This window comes from Thalassotalea sp. PP2-459 (assembly GCF_001913705.1).
In the GTDB taxonomy this organism is placed as follows: domain Bacteria; phylum Pseudomonadota; class Gammaproteobacteria; order Enterobacterales; family Alteromonadaceae; genus Thalassotalea_C; species Thalassotalea_C hakodatensis.
This window is the reverse complement of the sequence record NZ_MKQD01000038.1, coordinates 1-15,301: the sequence shown is the minus strand read 5'-3', so window position 1 is coordinate 15,301 and position 15,301 is coordinate 1. Positions and strand designations below refer to the sequence as shown.

Below are 15,301 nucleotides of genomic sequence, written 5' to 3'. Positions count from 1 at the left end.
TTTTATAGTGCCTTGTATTTTGCGGAGTCGTATTAGTAAGTTTTTGTGTAACTAAGTTTAGTATAAAAATGACAGGTTATCGGATGTGCATGACTTAACAATAAGACATTAGTCGCAACATGCACGAATAAAATAGGTAACAGGTTTATTGAATGGAAATACTTACGGTTAACTTAATTAGTGTTAGGGAATGAAAGCTCTGATAATTCATCAAGTGGAGTTCCATATTCATTGATCACATTATCAAGTCCTTTATATCTATCAGCCTTAGCTATTTCCATCAATTTATTATCAACAAAAACTAGATATGAACATTCATCTTGGGTGGTAATACCATCTGATTTAACATGCTGTGTGCGATAAAATAATACTTGAAAATTTTGATCATTTGCTTTTTTGGCTTCGGTAATGTCTGGACTACCAAGCTTTTCTATTGCTTGTTCAAAGGTAAACTCGCCCAATCTAAGTTTACTAATAAATTGACGATTATAGGCTTCTCGATCTTCCCATTGCATATTTGCAGGGCTATCGTCGTAAAAGTTTACAACCAATAGTACAAAAACCCCATAAGCAGCCAACGCTAGGAAAATTCTAAAAATGATCTTTTTATTCATTTGATAACTGATAAATCGTGTGTGATTTTATTTTTATATAGGATAACGATAAGTAGCTTTTATTGAAAGAGTTTAACGAGCAAATCTATCACAAAATATGTAAATAACGATGATAAAACTAATTTATCCATCTGTGATGGTTAAAGGGAGGCGAATATCCTTTAAATTAAATCCTAAGGGAATATCTTGTTTTAATTGTAATAGCTTTTTAGCTAACGTGATGTCGTCGTGATGCGCTGTTAATTTATCGCGAATGCTCGCTTTAATAACATTGCTATTTAAAATAACCTGTAACGAACCATGTTGATTAAGTAAGCCGGCCGCGGTTACTTGCCCAATCCCTGGCACGCCAGGAATTTTATTGGTGTTGTCTCCGGTAAGCGTCCACAGATCCATTAACTGGCCAGGTGCAACATTAAATTTCTCACGTACGTATGGTTCGTCAAGCGAGCGTCGATTAAAGTAGTCGTAGACATGAATATGATTACTTAATAACGATAAAAAGCACTTGTCTGTTGAAATAATAGTGACTTTTTGCCCTCTCAAGGCCACCTTAATGGCTAGAGTGGCAATTAAATCGTCAGCCTCATCTGATTCTGATATTAAAGAATCAACATGTTGCAGTAAAAAGGCGTCTTGAATCTGCGGTAGGGTGTCAGCAAGGTGCTGCGGCATTTTTTTTCTACCTACTTTATAGTCTGGATAAAGCTGGTAGCGCCAACCAGGTGATTGGCTGTCAAAAACGGCTAATGCATGAGTTGGCGAGGTTTGTTCGATAATGTTACTAAGCGCAGTAGCACATGCTTGTTTAGTGTTATGTAACACTTGTTGCTTGGTATTTTCAGCAAGTTCATTATTGAGTAAAAATGGGCGCTCTTGCACCGCATAAATTCGTCTAATTAAATTCATTGCATCAATAAGTACAACATTGACTGACATTTAGGTTTTTCCAACTACGTTATAACAAGGCGTATATGTGCTACCTGGCAGTTTCATTCGTTGCTGTTTCACAAAAGAATTCAGTAAATTGTCCATTAGCGTCATGATTTCGTTGTCACCGGTAACGGTAAAGGGACCGTGTTTACGGATTTCTTTAATACCCTCTGATTTTACATTGCCTGACACAATACCTGAAAATACGCGGCGTAAGTTTGCCGCTAAATTAGCAACATCCATATCATAGCTAATTTGTGTTTTTTCCATGTTTTCATGCGTTGGAATAAAGGGTTGCTGGAAATCTTGCTCTATCACTAACGACCAATTAAAGTGGTAAGCGTCGCCTGTTTGTTTGCGATAGGTTAGCACGTCTTGTAGGCCAACTTTCATTTTTTTTGCGACAAGCTCTGCATCATCTACAATAATTTCATATAGTTTTTGAGCTTCTTTGCCTAACGTTGCAGCAATAAACGTATCTATTTGTTCAAAGTATTCACTACTTGCTGCTGGCCCTGTTAAAATAATTGGCAGCTTTTGCGCTTGATTTTTTGGGTTGAGTAAAATTCCTAAAATATAAAGTAACTCTTCGGCAGTACCTGCGCCACCAGGAAAAATAATGATGCCATGAGACATTCGCACAAAGGCTTCTAAACGCTTTTCGATATCAGGCATGATAACAAGTTCAGATACCATAGGGTTTGGAGGTTCTGCAGCGATGATACTTGGTTCTGTAAGGCCAATATAGCGTCCGTTGTAATTTCGTTGTTTTGCATGACCAATAGTGGCGCCTTTCATTGGGCCTTTCATCGCTCCGGGGCCACAACCGGTACAGATATTAAAGGCTCTTAGCCCTAATTGATAGCCGACTTCTTTCGTGTATTGATATTCAATATCGTTAATAGAGTGACCGCCCCAACAAGTGACTAAATTAGGTTCGCTGTCAGGCAAAATAGCATTGGCATTTCGTAATATATCAAAAGTGGTATGTGTGATGTTAGCGCCATCAGTAACATGGTGATCGTAGCGGGTATTGGTAAATAAAATATCTCGAAGTACGGCTGATAAATGCTCTTGTATGCCACGAATAATTTTACCGTCAACAAATGCATGCTTAGGTGGGTTTTCTAACGCGAGCTTAACACCACGTTCTCTTCTTAATACTTGAATATTGAAATCTTGGTATTGTTGATATATCACTTCTGCATCATCAGTATGACTACCCGAATTAAGCACTGCGAGTGAACAGTTGCGATACAGTTGGTGTAAATTACTGGAGGCAGATTGCTGTAATTTACCTACTTCTATTGGTGAAAGTAGGTTCATATTTCCTAAAGGGTTAAATTGTACATGCATTGGCGACTCCTTAACTGCTAATCAATATAGATGACTTGGTTTTTTCCTTTTTCTTTGGCTTCATATAAAGCTTTATCTGCTCGTTCAAAGGCTATGTGAACATTGTCATCTTGTTTTATGTGCGTAACGCCTATCGACATACTCATATTTACTTTATCATTTCTGAACTTAAAGGGTAGTTTAGCTATTGTTTTCCGCAATAAATTTAAGGTATGAATTAGGTTATCTTTTTTAATGTCATTGAAAACAAACACGAACTCTTCACCACCATAGCGAGCAACAAAGGCATGTTTATCTAAATGCTTTTTCAGCGTCCCTGCAATAACTTGTAATGTTTTGTCACCTGCGGTATGCCCATATGTGTCATTAATTTTTTTAAAGTTATCTAAATCGGCAACAACAATCGCTAAAGGCTTATTATTATGTTGACAGCGAGCAATTTCTTTATGGAAATGCTCATCAAAAGCTGCACGGTTATATAGTTTAGTTAAAGCATCTTCTAAACTTTTAGCTTGTTGTTCTTTAATTTGTTTTTCAAAGGCGCGACTTTGCTTTTCAAGCTGTTGGACTTTTTCCGACATGCTTTCAAGTTGTTCCGTAAATCTTTGTTGTTGATTTTTTTCATATGCTGTTTTTCTTTCAAGCGTAGCAGCAATAACTTGTAATTTGCTGTTTATTTCAACCTTAATATCAACTAGCGAATTAGCTTTGTCTAATTCTTCTGACATTTCACTAAGTTGGCTTTGCATGCGCTCATTCAACTTTTGAAGTTTTACGCTTGATTCTTTATGAGTATCAATAGTTGTGGTAACAGCGTTTTGTACGGTTGCTAACGTGTCACTTAACGTAGAAAGGAATACCTTTGCGGTATTTCGTTCACGGATTAAATCTTGACTGATCACATCAAAAGTCGCTAAGAAGGTATCGAACAACTGATCACTTGGCATGGTGTCGGAAAGCTGTGAGCGGATGCGATTTAATTGATCTTGGAACTTTTTAGAAATACTAATTTTATTGAGAAATTCATTAAACTTTTGTACAACTATTTTATTGTTGATTTGGCTATCAAGGGACTTATTCGCAGGTTTATTCAGTAAGCCATTTGCTGAGTTTGCAATATTACCTTGTTTCAGCGCTGCTTGATAAAAAAGAACAAGTTCACTTAGCAAGGGGATATATTGCGATAATGCATCTTTGCTATTTTCGTTGTCCTTAAGCAATGCGCGAAGTTGCCGGCGTAAATGTTCAGGTAAACCATTTACTTTTTGTAGTGATTGACCCGCAGACTGAAAAGTGTCTTGTAGCTGGCGAATTTCCACATCAGCTTTTGCTGAATAATGATATAACAACGTGGATGATTCATTGATCAGCTTTTCTATATCATTAATAGACGCAGAGCTAGTAAAAAGCTGACGCAATTTGGCTAATTTATTATCAAGCGATACGTCGACTCCTTTAGCGACTTTACTGAGCTTGATAATAAACTCAGAAAGCAAGGCGGATTGATGCTTTAAGTCACTTTCTACACTAGCTCTAGCGGTTATTGCTGAGTCAAGTTTACGTTTCAATACTAAAAGCTCTTTATCGACAGCTGTGTTACCCGTCATGGATATGTTACGTCCTTTTGATAGAAAATGTTTACCCTTGCGGTAAAATCAAATACATTTCGATGATCTATAGATTATAAGAACAACAGAATATAAGAATATATTTCGTATAATTAATAATATACGTAAGTTTCAAAATTGTCAGTATGGAAATGCGACTATTATGCGAATAGTCATGATTTACATCAAATAACGGATACTTTATTGGCGTAATGTTCTGGTTTTCGGAGCAACGCTTTCGTGGGTTGAGCGAAATGGATTGATATCTAACCCTCCTCGTCGAGTGTATCTAGCATACACAGTTAACGCTTCTGGTTGGCATATTGTCATTAAGTCGCAAAAGATGCGTTCTACACACTGTTCGTGAAACTCATTATGCTCTCTAAAAGAAATGATGTATTTTAACAGTGCTGAGTGGTTTATTTTCTTTCCTTTATAGCTAATGAATAATGATGCCCAGTCAGGCTGGTTAGTGATTAAACAATTAGATTTAAGAAGGTGTGAAACTAACACTTCGCTTACCACAGTGTCACTTTCTGTGTTTAATAATGCGGAAGATAATTGGTAATCATGCATTTCAATATCTAATTCATCTAAACACCTTGCATTTGGTGTGTTAATTTCAAGGGCAGGGCACTTATCTACGGGGAATAGAATGACATTAGCCTGGGCGCCGCATACCGCTGATAAGTCATTTTTCATCGCTGTTATAACCTCTTGTTCACTTGAAAATGTGGTTTGGTTAAAACTGTTCAGATAAAGCTTAAATGATTTTGATTCGATAATATTTTCACTGGTACAAGGAAAGCTAAATTCTGCCACTCTAACAATCGGCTTCCCTTTTGCATTTAGCCACGAAATTTCATAGCCATACCAAACATCTTCTCCCATAAATGGTAGAGTATTTTCATCGAGTGATAATGAATCTCTGTTTAAACGTCTTGGTACGCCTTGAAGTAAAGCTGCATTGTATTGGCTCGCATATTCAGTGTTTTTGCCTAACGTTAGCTTTTCAAGTGCGTTGGCGTTTTTATATTGGCTCATAGAAATATTATCAAGTAAGATCAGTTTGCATATTAGCTCGTATTGTAATGAAAAGTAGAGATAGATGGAAACGAAACAATTGCCAAAATTAACTGAATTAATACTTAACTTTGGACAGCAGTACCTAAGTGAGTTCAAAAGTAAACTTGGACATTATCCTGTTATTGAAGCGGACGAAGAATGGCCTTCACCCTGCGAATTAACACCATTTGATGAGCAATTGGTTACTTGGCAGCCTATAAAGATTGAAGACAATTTAAGCTTCGATAATGTTGAAGAAGCACTTTCTATTACGCTTCATCCGAGCATCAAAACATATTTTACAACGCAATATAGCGAGAGCATTCCTGCTAATTGCCAGGAAGGGAACCTTCAATTACTTTTTGCATGGAGTAAAAAAGATTTTGAGCGACTACAACAAAATATGATCGGGCATATTTTGATGAAAAAAAAGCTTAAACAAAATATCACGTTATTTTTCGCATTAACCGATAAAGACGATATTATTTTAACGGTTGATAACGAATCTGGTGAAGTGTGGGTAGAAAAAGTAGGTGCTAAACCACACAAAAAAGTCGCTGATAGTCTTGCTTCTTTTATTGCCTCGTTATCTCCAGATATCTATTTAGCAGAATAAATAGATATCACACTTTACCCTTTCATCTTTTTATTTGTTTAGTTGATTTTTTAGCTCTTGTATTTCTTTTTTTAGCGCTGATATTTCTTCCTGTAGAGGGGTTAGCGCTTTGGTAATGGCTAATGAAATTGTATTAGTAAGGTCATCTGTTTGCTTTGGTGTGCTGCCCTGATTGATAGTTGAATGAGGCTTAATAAAATTAGGATCATGTTGCCAGGATTTCAAAACCGATATAATCGTGGGTAACGGAACTGGTTGTGCTAGTTTGGTTTTAATACGGGCTACGGTGGGTTTAATTCCTTGATTAGCAAGTGTATTAGCAGCGGTTAATATCTCATCATTGATGGTCATATTACTCATTCAGCATTGTTGAAAAAACAATATTTTAGCCAATTTTACACATGAAGTCTTGCTGTAATTTTAATGTTTTAGTACAAAGTTTAATTATTACAAAAGGTTACAATTGTTGGTTTAACTTTTGCTATATCGTTGGCATTGACATAAACAATAACAATGAGAGTTAACTATGAAAAAATCACTTATCGCATTACTTGTTGCTGCACCATTAACGTTTTCTTTAACAGGGTGTGTTGTTGCCGTTGGTGGTGATGATGATCATGCATTTACTTCTGGCTTTACTGATCGTGAATATAACAACCGTAAAAAAATTGCACGTATTAACTTAGGGGCTAGCTACGGTGATGTTTCTAGAGATCTGGGTGTTGCTGACTTTAATGAAAATTATCGAAAAGATGATAAAAACATTCAAGTGTTATTCTATCGCACAAATCGCGTACACAAAGATGATTTAACCACGAAAGATGAATGTACCTATCTATACTTTGTAAATGGGGAATTAAAAGAGACGGGTCAGGGTGGTGACTTTTCCCGAAATACAGGTTTATAGTAAATAAAAATGCCGCTAAAGTTTGGCGGCATTTCTTATGGTTACTTGTTGTATTTAAAGCTTAGGAATGTGAATTTTTTTCTCTTCACTTTGACGAAATACGACCAAGGTTTTACCAATTAATTGCACTTTCACTGCATTTGTTTCTTTACATATAGCATCAACAATTAACCCTTTCACTTCTCTATCATCGGTTGGAATTTTGACTTTAATCAATTCGTGATGATTAAGCGCGTAATCGATTTCTGCGATCACGGCTTCTGTTAAGCCATTACTACCTAAAAGTACTACAGGTTTTAACGAATGCGCTTTACCTTTTAGATACTGAATTTGTTTTTTATTTAAACTCATTAAAAATTTCGTTACATGTTAGCTTGAATTATCACTATTTTAACTCCATCTTGTTTGTAATACTAATAAAACCTGTTTTGCTTAGTGACATTCGCTAGCCAAAACCTAATCTATACTGGTTATGAGTAAAAAAAAATTATCAAACAGTAGTCAACGTTGGATGCAAGAGCATTTTGATGACGAATACGTTAAAAAGGCGCAGAAGCTTGGTTTGCGTTCACGCGCGGTATTTAAAATTGAAGAAATTAACGAGAAAGACAAGTTAATTAAATCAGGCATGAAAGTGGTAGACTTAGGTGCCGCGCCAGGTGGTTGGTCTGAATACGCAGTAAAAGCGGTGGGAGATACAGGCCAAGTTGTTGCTTGTGATATTTTATCGATGGATCCAATCGCCGGTGTTGATTTTTTACAAGGTGACTTTCGTGAAGACGCGGTACTTGATGCACTATTAACGCGAATTGATGGCAAAAATATTGATGTAGTACTGTCAGATATGGCAGCAAATTTTACTGGGAATGATGCCGCTGACTCAGCAAGAAGTATGTATTTAGTAGAATTAGCGTTAGATATGTGTAATCAAGTACTCAAGAAAAACGGTGCTTTTGTGGTTAAAGTGTTTCAAGGCGCTGGCTTTGATCAATTCATGCAAGAAGTAAAACAAATTTTTAAAGTGGTCAAGGTGAGGAAGCCACAATCTTCACGCGCAAGATCAAGAGAAGTATATCTTGTGGCGACAGGCTTTAAATTGTAGTAAATTATACAGAATTATTTAAGCACTACGTAAACGGATATAGTAGTGTTAATGAACTAAAGAGGTCATTAAGTTGAGCGATATGGCAAAAAATCTGATTTTATGGTTAGTAATAGCCGTGGTATTAATGTCGGTTTTCCAGAGTTTTACTCCGGGAAGCAGTAACGAACAGACAATGAATTACACGCGTTTCATCCAAGATGTTCGTCAAGGGCAAGTGCGTGAAGTTGTTGTTGATCGTAATGGTGTTATTAAAGGCACTAAGCGCAGTGGTGAACAGTTTACAGCTGTAATACCTGGTGGTTACGATCGTGACTTAATTAATGACCTTGTTAAGCAAGGTGTTACTGCATCTGGTGAGAAGCCAGAAGAAACAAGTTTCTTAACCTCAGTATTTATTTCTTGGTTCCCAATGATATTACTGATTGGTGTTTGGATTTTCTTCATGCGCCAAATGCAAGGCGGTGGTGGTAAAGGCGCTATGTCTTTTGGTAAATCAAAAGCGCGTTTATTAAGTGAAGATCAAATTAAAACGACCTTTGCTGATGTAGCCGGTTGTGATGAAGCAAAAGAAGAGGTTGCTGAATTAGTTGATTACTTAAAAGATCCATCAAGATTTCAAAAGCTTGGTGGTCGTATTCCATCAGGTGTATTGATGGTAGGTCAGCCGGGTACTGGTAAAACATTACTTGCTAAAGCGATTGCTGGTGAAGCAAAGGTACCTTTCTTTACTATTTCAGGTTCAGACTTTGTTGAAATGTTTGTTGGTGTTGGTGCTTCACGTGTTCGTGATATGTTTGAACAAGCGAAAAAATCAGCGCCATGTATTATCTTCATCGATGAAATTGACGCAGTAGGTCGCCAACGTGGTGCAGGTTTAGGCGGTGGTCATGATGAACGTGAACAAACGTTAAACCAAATGTTAGTTGAAATGGACGGTTTTGAAGGTAATGAAGGCGTAATTGTTATTGCTGCAACCAACAGACCGGACGTACTTGACCCTGCATTGTTACGTCCAGGTCGATTTGACCGTCAAGTAACGGTAGGTTTGCCTGATATTCGTGGTCGTGAACAAATTCTTAAAGTGCATATGCGCAAAGTGCCAATTGGTGATGATGTAAAAGCTTCTGTCATTGCTCGTGGTACACCTGGTTTTTCAGGTGCTGATTTAGCAAACCTAGTTAACGAAGCAGCTTTATTTGCAGCGCGTTCTTCTCGTCGATTAGTGTCGATGGAAGAGTTCGAAAAAGCGAAAGATAAAATATTGATGGGTGCAGAGCGCAAATCAATGGTAATGAGCGAAGACGAAAAAGCTATGACGGCTTACCATGAAGCCGGACATGCCATTGTTGGTCGCTTGGTCCCAGAACATGATCCTGTTTATAAAGTAAGTATTATTCCTCGGGGTCGTGCACTAGGTGTAACCATGTACTTACCAGAGCAGGATAGATTTAGTCATAGTAAACAGCACTTAGAAAGTAATATTTCATCATTATACGGTGGCCGTATTGCAGAAGAAATTATTTATGGTGCTGATAAAGTATCAACGGGTGCATCAAATGATATTGAACGTGCGACTAACTTAGCACGTAAAATGGTGACTCAATGGGGCTTATCTGAAAAGATGGGGCCAATGTTGTTTGCTGAGGAAGAAGGTGAAGTATTCTTAGGAAGAACTTCAGCGAAATCGTTACATATGTCTGATGATACTGCGAAGTCTATCGATGGTGAAATCAAACGTATTATCAATGATAATTATCAACGTGCTGAACAGATCTTAAAAGACAACATGGATATATTGCATGCGATGAAAGATGCGCTAATGCATTATGAAACTATTGATGCAAATCAAATTGATGATTTAATGAATCGTCGTGAAGTTAGACCACCATCAGACTTCCATGGTGATAACTCATCTGGCTCAGATAATCCACCTAAAGCCCCAACAGGTGAGAAAAAGACCGAGCCTGATCTTAATAAGCCGAGTGACATACCCGCTAAATAAATTTAGAAAGCCTCGATATTCGAGGCTTTCTTTTTTATAATATTCGTGTTTTCTAACGCTACGAGTACATGTTGTGAAACTACTTCCCCCTGGCAGCCCTTTATCATTAAATGTTGAAGATATCCAAGTAATGGGTATTTTAAATGTTACCCCTGATTCTTTCTCTGATGGTGGCAATTACACTGCCGTTGACAGCGCTATTTTACAAGCTAAACGTATGATAGATGAAGGTGCATCAATTATTGATATAGGCGGTGAATCTACACGCCCTGGTGCTGCTGAAGTTTCAGTTGAAGAAGAGTTGCAACGCACGATTCCGGTAATAGAAGCAATAAAAGCGCGCTTTGATATAGTTGTTTCCATAGACACAAGTAAAGCTAGGGTGATGGCTGAAGCGATATCCGCAGGCGTCGATTTAATTAACGATGTAAGAGCTCTGCAAGAAGAAGGCTGTATTGATGTCGTTGCTAAATCAAAAGTGCCCGTGTGTTTAATGCATATGCAAGGTCAACCTCGTACCATGCAAACCAAACCGCAATATAATGACGTTGTTAACGATATTATGCAGTTCTTCGTTCAACGCATTTCAACTTGCGAACGGGCAGGTATTGCAAAGGATAGAATTATTGTCGATCCTGGTTTTGGTTTTGGGAAAACACTTGAACAAAATTATCATTTATTGGCAAACTTAGCGGAATTTAAGCGCCTTAATTTACCGATATTGTCAGGAACTTCACGAAAATCGATGATCGGTAATTTACTAAAACGTGATGTATCACAAAGGCTTGCTGGCAGTTTAACAACAGCAGTGTTAGCTGTAGAAGCAGGCGCTTCAATAATTAGAGTACATGATGTACAAGAAACTGTAGATTCAATAAAAATATTACAATATATGCACCAACAGCAAGCCTTAGCTTGTTAATAAAAATTTAAAACAAGGATTTATTCATGTCTGAAAGAAAATATTTTGGTACTGATGGCGTAAGAGGCTTAGTAGGCAAATACCCAATCACCCCAGACTTTGTCATGAAATTAGGATATGCAGCCGGTAAGGTGTTAGCAGCACAAGGCACGAAAAAAGTATTAATAGGTAAAGATACAAGGATTTCTGGTTATATGCTTGAATCAGCACTTGAAGCTGGTTTTTCGGCAGCAGGTGTTGATATTGGTTTGTTAGGTCCAATGCCTACTCCAGGTATTGCTTATTTAACAAAAACATTTCGTGCGGAAGCTGGTATTGTTATCAGCGCGTCCCATAACCCTTTTTACGACAACGGTATTAAATTTTTCTCACAAGACGGACAAAAGCTACCTGACGAAGTGGAACTGGCTATTGAAGCCGAACTGGATAAAGAGATTACTTGCGTAGATTCAGCAGCACTCGGTAAAGCAACGCGTATTGCTGATGCATCTGGACGGTATATTGAATTTTGTAAAAGTAATTTTCCGAGTCAATATTCATTAAAAGATTTGAAAATTGTGGTTGATTGCGCTCACGGTGCAACCTATCACATTGCTCCTAATGTTTTCAGAGAATTAGGAGCGAATGTTGTTGAAATAGGCACAAAGCCAAACGGTACGAATATTAATGATGAATGTGGTGCAACTTCAATGGCCGCTATTAGCGCTGCTGTTGTTGAACATCAAGCTGATTTAGGTATCGCTTTAGATGGTGATGGAGATCGACTGATGATGGTTGATCATACTGGCTATGTGCTTGATGGTGATGAATGCGTCTTTGTGATTGCTTGTAATGATTTGAAATCAGGTAATATACGTGGTGGTGTCGTTGGTACGTTAATGAGTAATATGGGCTTAGAATTAGCGTTAGCTGACATGGGCGTACCTTTTGCTCGAAGTAATGTAGGTGATCGCTACGTAATGGAAATGCTTAACGAAAATGGCTGGCAACTTGGCGCTGAAAATTCAGGTCATATTATCAATTTAAATCATACATCAACAGGCGATGGTATTATTGCCGCGCTTAATGTACTTACAGCTATGTGTGCGTCAACTAAAACATTATTTGAGTTACGACAAGGCATGAAAAAGTTACCGCAAGTGCTAGTTAATGTAAGGTTCTCTGGCGAAACTGATCCGTTAACTGAAGATAGCGTTGTAGCATCTGTGCATCAAGTAAATGAGACCTTGAAAGGTCGAGGTCGCGTATTACTGAGAAAGTCTGGTACAGAACCTCTTATTCGAGTGATGGTGGAAGGGCCGGATCATGATGAAGTGACCTCTCTTGCGAATGAAATTGCTGATGCAGTAAAAAAAGCTTGTTAGACGGTTGAAATATGAGCAAATGAGCAAGATATTAAGTGAAAGACTTGTATCTTGCCCAGAGGTTAGTTAATATCTCGCCGCTTTGATTTAGGAAAGACTTATGAACAGATCAGTGATAGTTGCCGCGAATTGGAAAATGAACGGTAATTTAGCATTAATCAAAGAAATGACCTCTGCACTAGCGAATGTGTCACTTTCTTCTAATACCCGTGTGGTAGTTTGTCCTAGTTTTCCATATCTATCAGCGTTTGCACAAGCGCGAGTAGATAAAGCTCTTGATAAAAAAATAATGCTAGGTAGTCAGAACGCAAGTGAACATCAACAAGGTGCATTCACAGGTGAAGTGTCTAATAGTATGTTACAAGAGTTTGGCGTTAATTACGTGATCTTAGGTCACTCAGAACGCAGAAGTATTAATAAAGAAACAAGTACATTAGTTGCCCATAAAGTCCGTTCTGTACTTGACGCTGGTATGACACCAATATTGTGTATTGGCGAAAGTGAACAAGAACGAGAAACAGGACAAACGAATGTAGTGCTAGCCGCACAAATACAGCCTGTTATTGATGAAATAGGTATAGAGAAATTTGCCGATGTTGTTATTGCTTACGAGCCTGTTTGGGCGATAGGTACAGGAAAAACAGCATCACCAGAACTGGCGCAAGAAACGCACCAGTATATTCGTCAGTTTATTGCGGATATAAATCAGCCAATCGCTGAAAAACTTTCAATTTTATATGGTGGTAGTGTTAACGCTGCCAATTGCCAGCAATTATTTGCACAGTCTGACATAGACGGTGGTTTAATTGGTGGTGCTAGCTTAAAAGTTGATGAATTTACTAAAATTTGTTCAACGGTATAAAGGATATAGTAATGTTGTATCAAGTATTAATTGTTGTCTATTTAATTGTTGCTATCTGCCTCATTGGCCTTGTGTTACTTCAGCAAGGTAAAGGTGCAGATATGGGGGCATCGTTTGGTGCAGGCTCATCGGGTACCATTTTTGGTTCAAGTGGCTCTGGTAACTTTCTTACGCGTGCAACAACATGGTTAGCAATTGCTTTTTTCGCCATTAGTTTAGTGTTAGGTAACTTAACGGCTAATCGTGTTAAATCTGGTGACGAATGGAATGACTTAGCAGCGCCAACAGAGCAAACTGCTATTGAATCAAGCGTTGAATCAGCAGCTGATGCTAATGATGAAGTACCTACTGCGACTGAAGCTAAGAAAAACAACGATAGCGAAATACCAGATTAAACAGAATTTGCGGAAGTGGTGGAATTGGTAGACACGCCATCTTGAGGGGGTGGTGGCTTCGGCCGTGCGGGTTCAAGTCCCGCTTTCCGCACCATATTATGAATAAAGGGCTGTAGCGATGCAGCCCTTTTTTATTTGTCTAAATACAATATAAGCGCAACCTTTCCACAACCTAATACAGTAGTTAATAATCACAGGATTTAGGTAACAAGAAAAGTATTTGTTCGTTATGGGGTATTAATAAAGATATGTCTAGGTTAACAGAGTAAACATTTCTAACCCTTGAAGTATGAAAAAATAAGCCCATATTGAAATTAACGATTAAGTTTTTTTAATATTGACCGATAAAGAGATTAAGAAGCTTGCTATTGCAGAATAAACGAGTATAGTTTCTAGCGCAATTAAGCATAATTATCACTTTATGCTATACTTTTTAAGCTATATTTAAGGCGGCCAAGTTGCCTGCCAAGGTTAAAATAATGTTATACAGTGAAGGTCGCGGCGCCTAATAAGCCGAGCACTTTTTTGATATGGACATTGATAAAGTTAAAGAAAACTACTGGAAAGTTACTGATGAATACCGATCCGCATGGCGGTTTTTCAAAGCAGTTTTCTTCGTTACCATAGTCTTTTATGTCTATGCAAAATTAGATTCTATGTTTGCTATTTATGGTCAAATTAGACTAGTAGCAGGCTTTTTTGCACATCTAATAGAACAACTTCCCTCTAAATATGTTTCAGCAGGAGCAATAATGCTTTCTGCCCTTGTGGCAATCTGCATGGGGGTTTATACAACAAACATGAACAGAAAGATTGCTCGAAAAAGGGCAACAGCAGACATCCTTACTACGATAGAAACAGATAAAGATATAATTGCCGCAGAAAATACTTTCAAAACATTAAAAACACAAAAGTTCGCACCTTTAATGGCTGCTGCTTATAAAGGTGTTGCAATAGATCCCATAAATGATCGCAAACGCGTTAGGCTTGAGCTTCAAATAATTACTTTTTTGAATATGTATGAAAATTTATTTTTGGGCGTCATGATGGATGTTTACGATGAACTCTTATTATTTAAATACAAAAGAGGCGCTGTATTAGCCCATTGGAAAGAAGTAGAGCCGCTAATTAAAGAATGGCGAGAAGTAGATGAAAACCCCGCACTTTATGAAGTATTTGAACGTTTTGCAAATGATTGGCATCAAAATAAATTTGTATGTAGAGGAAGACCGTTCCCGTTTTATTACCAACATAATTTAGACAATGTTATTGTTCAACATGATAGTATTTTAATGAAACATTAAACTAGAGCGTGTTGATCTTTGCTGTTTAAGTTTTGTTCAAATTAAACGCCTTCTGATCGCGGCACTTGGATTATTGCATAGTCATTCTATGGTTATTTCAAGTAACAAAGAGCAGGAGGCGCTTAGTTGAACCCTTCGGGCTGACGGATCCCCACTTTTATATAACTGAACATATTTGATAATAAGCTAAAAAGTTTTCTCGACTTTTCTGTAGATAGTGATTTTTAATTTTGTGGAGTCTATGCCGAA

16 protein-coding genes and 1 tRNA gene are annotated in these 15,301 nt (G+C 37.6%); 10 read left to right on the top strand and 7 right to left on the bottom strand.

The features are described from left to right. Positions 1-173: 173 nt before the first annotated feature. The 5 genes from BI291_RS08660 to queF form a co-directional block, all read right to left on the bottom strand. The gene (locus tag BI291_RS08660) at positions 174-614 is read right to left on the bottom strand and encodes a DUF3192 domain-containing protein (protein ID WP_074498358.1); all 441 of its coding nucleotides are present in this window, start codon (positions 612-614) and stop codon (positions 174-176) included. A 123-nt stretch (positions 615-737) separates the two neighbouring features. Next, the gene (gene xni / locus BI291_RS08655; protein ID WP_074498357.1) at positions 738-1,553 is read right to left on the bottom strand and encodes a flap endonuclease Xni; all 816 of its coding nucleotides are present in this window, start codon (positions 1,551-1,553) and stop codon (positions 738-740) included. Then, positions 1,554-2,903, bottom strand: a complete 1,350-nt coding sequence (gene ppnN, locus BI291_RS08650) for a nucleotide 5'-monophosphate nucleosidase PpnN (RefSeq protein ID WP_074498356.1) — start codon at positions 2,901-2,903, stop codon at positions 1,554-1,556. Between the two features lie 17 nt (positions 2,904-2,920). Then, positions 2,921-4,510 (bottom strand): diguanylate cyclase, encoded by a 1,590-nt coding sequence (locus BI291_RS08645; RefSeq protein ID WP_074498355.1) that lies wholly within the window; start codon positions 4,508-4,510, stop codon positions 2,921-2,923. 201 nt (positions 4,511-4,711) lie between these two features. Continuing rightward, positions 4,712-5,554, bottom strand: a complete 843-nt coding sequence (gene queF, locus BI291_RS08640) for an NADPH-dependent 7-cyano-7-deazaguanine reductase QueF (RefSeq protein ID WP_074498354.1) — start codon at positions 5,552-5,554, stop codon at positions 4,712-4,714. A 64-nt stretch (positions 5,555-5,618) separates the two neighbouring features. Here queF and syd point away from each other — a divergent pair, with 64 nt between their 5' ends. Beyond that, entirely contained in the window at positions 5,619-6,191 is a 573-nt protein-coding gene (gene syd, locus BI291_RS08635; protein ID WP_074498353.1) for a SecY-interacting protein, read from the top strand. Positions 6,192-6,221: 30 nt separating this feature from the next. Here syd and BI291_RS08630 read toward each other — a convergent pair whose 3' ends face one another. Continuing rightward, a complete protein-coding gene (locus BI291_RS08630) occupies positions 6,222-6,542 on the bottom strand; it encodes a hypothetical protein (protein ID WP_074498352.1) in 321 nt (106 codons plus the stop codon). A gap of 175 nt (positions 6,543-6,717) precedes the next feature. Between BI291_RS08630 and BI291_RS08625 the strand changes: the two genes are divergently transcribed. Next, positions 6,718-7,098, top strand: coding sequence for a DUF3192 domain-containing protein (locus BI291_RS08625; protein WP_074498351.1), 381 nt, complete (start codon positions 6,718-6,720; stop codon positions 7,096-7,098). A gap of 54 nt (positions 7,099-7,152) precedes the next feature. Here the strand turns inward: BI291_RS08625 and yhbY are convergent, their stop codons facing one another. After that, entirely contained in the window at positions 7,153-7,449 is a 297-nt protein-coding gene (gene yhbY / locus BI291_RS08620) for a ribosome assembly RNA-binding protein YhbY (protein WP_074498350.1), read from the bottom strand. A 121-nt stretch (positions 7,450-7,570) separates the two neighbouring features. Between yhbY and rlmE the strand changes: the two genes are divergently transcribed. The 8 genes from rlmE to BI291_RS08580 all read left to right on the top strand — a co-directional run bounded on the left by rlmE (position 7,571) and on the right by BI291_RS08580 (position 15,052). Continuing rightward, the gene (rlmE, locus tag BI291_RS08615) at positions 7,571-8,200 is read left to right on the top strand and encodes a 23S rRNA (uridine(2552)-2'-O)-methyltransferase RlmE (protein WP_074498349.1); all 630 of its coding nucleotides are present in this window, start codon (positions 7,571-7,573) and stop codon (positions 8,198-8,200) included. A 73-nt stretch (positions 8,201-8,273) separates the two neighbouring features. Next, entirely contained in the window at positions 8,274-10,205 is a 1,932-nt protein-coding gene (gene ftsH, locus BI291_RS08610; RefSeq protein WP_074498348.1) for an ATP-dependent zinc metalloprotease FtsH, read from the top strand. A 130-nt stretch (positions 10,206-10,335) separates the two neighbouring features. Continuing rightward, entirely contained in the window at positions 10,336-11,127 is a 792-nt protein-coding gene (gene folP, locus BI291_RS08605) for a dihydropteroate synthase (protein ID WP_074498476.1), read from the top strand. Positions 11,128-11,153: 26 nt separating this feature from the next. Further along, positions 11,154-12,491 (top strand): phosphoglucosamine mutase, encoded by a 1,338-nt coding sequence (gene glmM / locus BI291_RS08600; protein ID WP_074498347.1) that lies wholly within the window; start codon positions 11,154-11,156, stop codon positions 12,489-12,491. A 100-nt stretch (positions 12,492-12,591) separates the two neighbouring features. Further along, positions 12,592-13,353 carry a triose-phosphate isomerase gene (tpiA, locus tag BI291_RS08595; protein WP_074498346.1) on the top strand — a complete coding sequence of 254 codons (762 nt, stop codon included), beginning with the start codon at positions 12,592-12,594 and terminating at the stop codon, positions 13,351-13,353. A 14-nt stretch (positions 13,354-13,367) separates the two neighbouring features. After that, a complete protein-coding gene (gene secG / locus BI291_RS08590) occupies positions 13,368-13,748 on the top strand; it encodes a preprotein translocase subunit SecG (protein ID WP_175573102.1) in 381 nt (126 codons plus the stop codon). 9 nt (positions 13,749-13,757) lie between these two features. Continuing rightward, positions 13,758-13,842: transfer RNA gene (locus BI291_RS08585), tRNA-Leu, on the top strand. 436 nt (positions 13,843-14,278) lie between these two features. Continuing rightward, positions 14,279-15,052 carry a DUF4760 domain-containing protein gene (locus BI291_RS08580; protein ID WP_074498344.1) on the top strand — a complete coding sequence of 258 codons (774 nt, stop codon included), beginning with the start codon at positions 14,279-14,281 and terminating at the stop codon, positions 15,050-15,052. Positions 15,053-15,301: the final 249 nt, after the last annotated feature.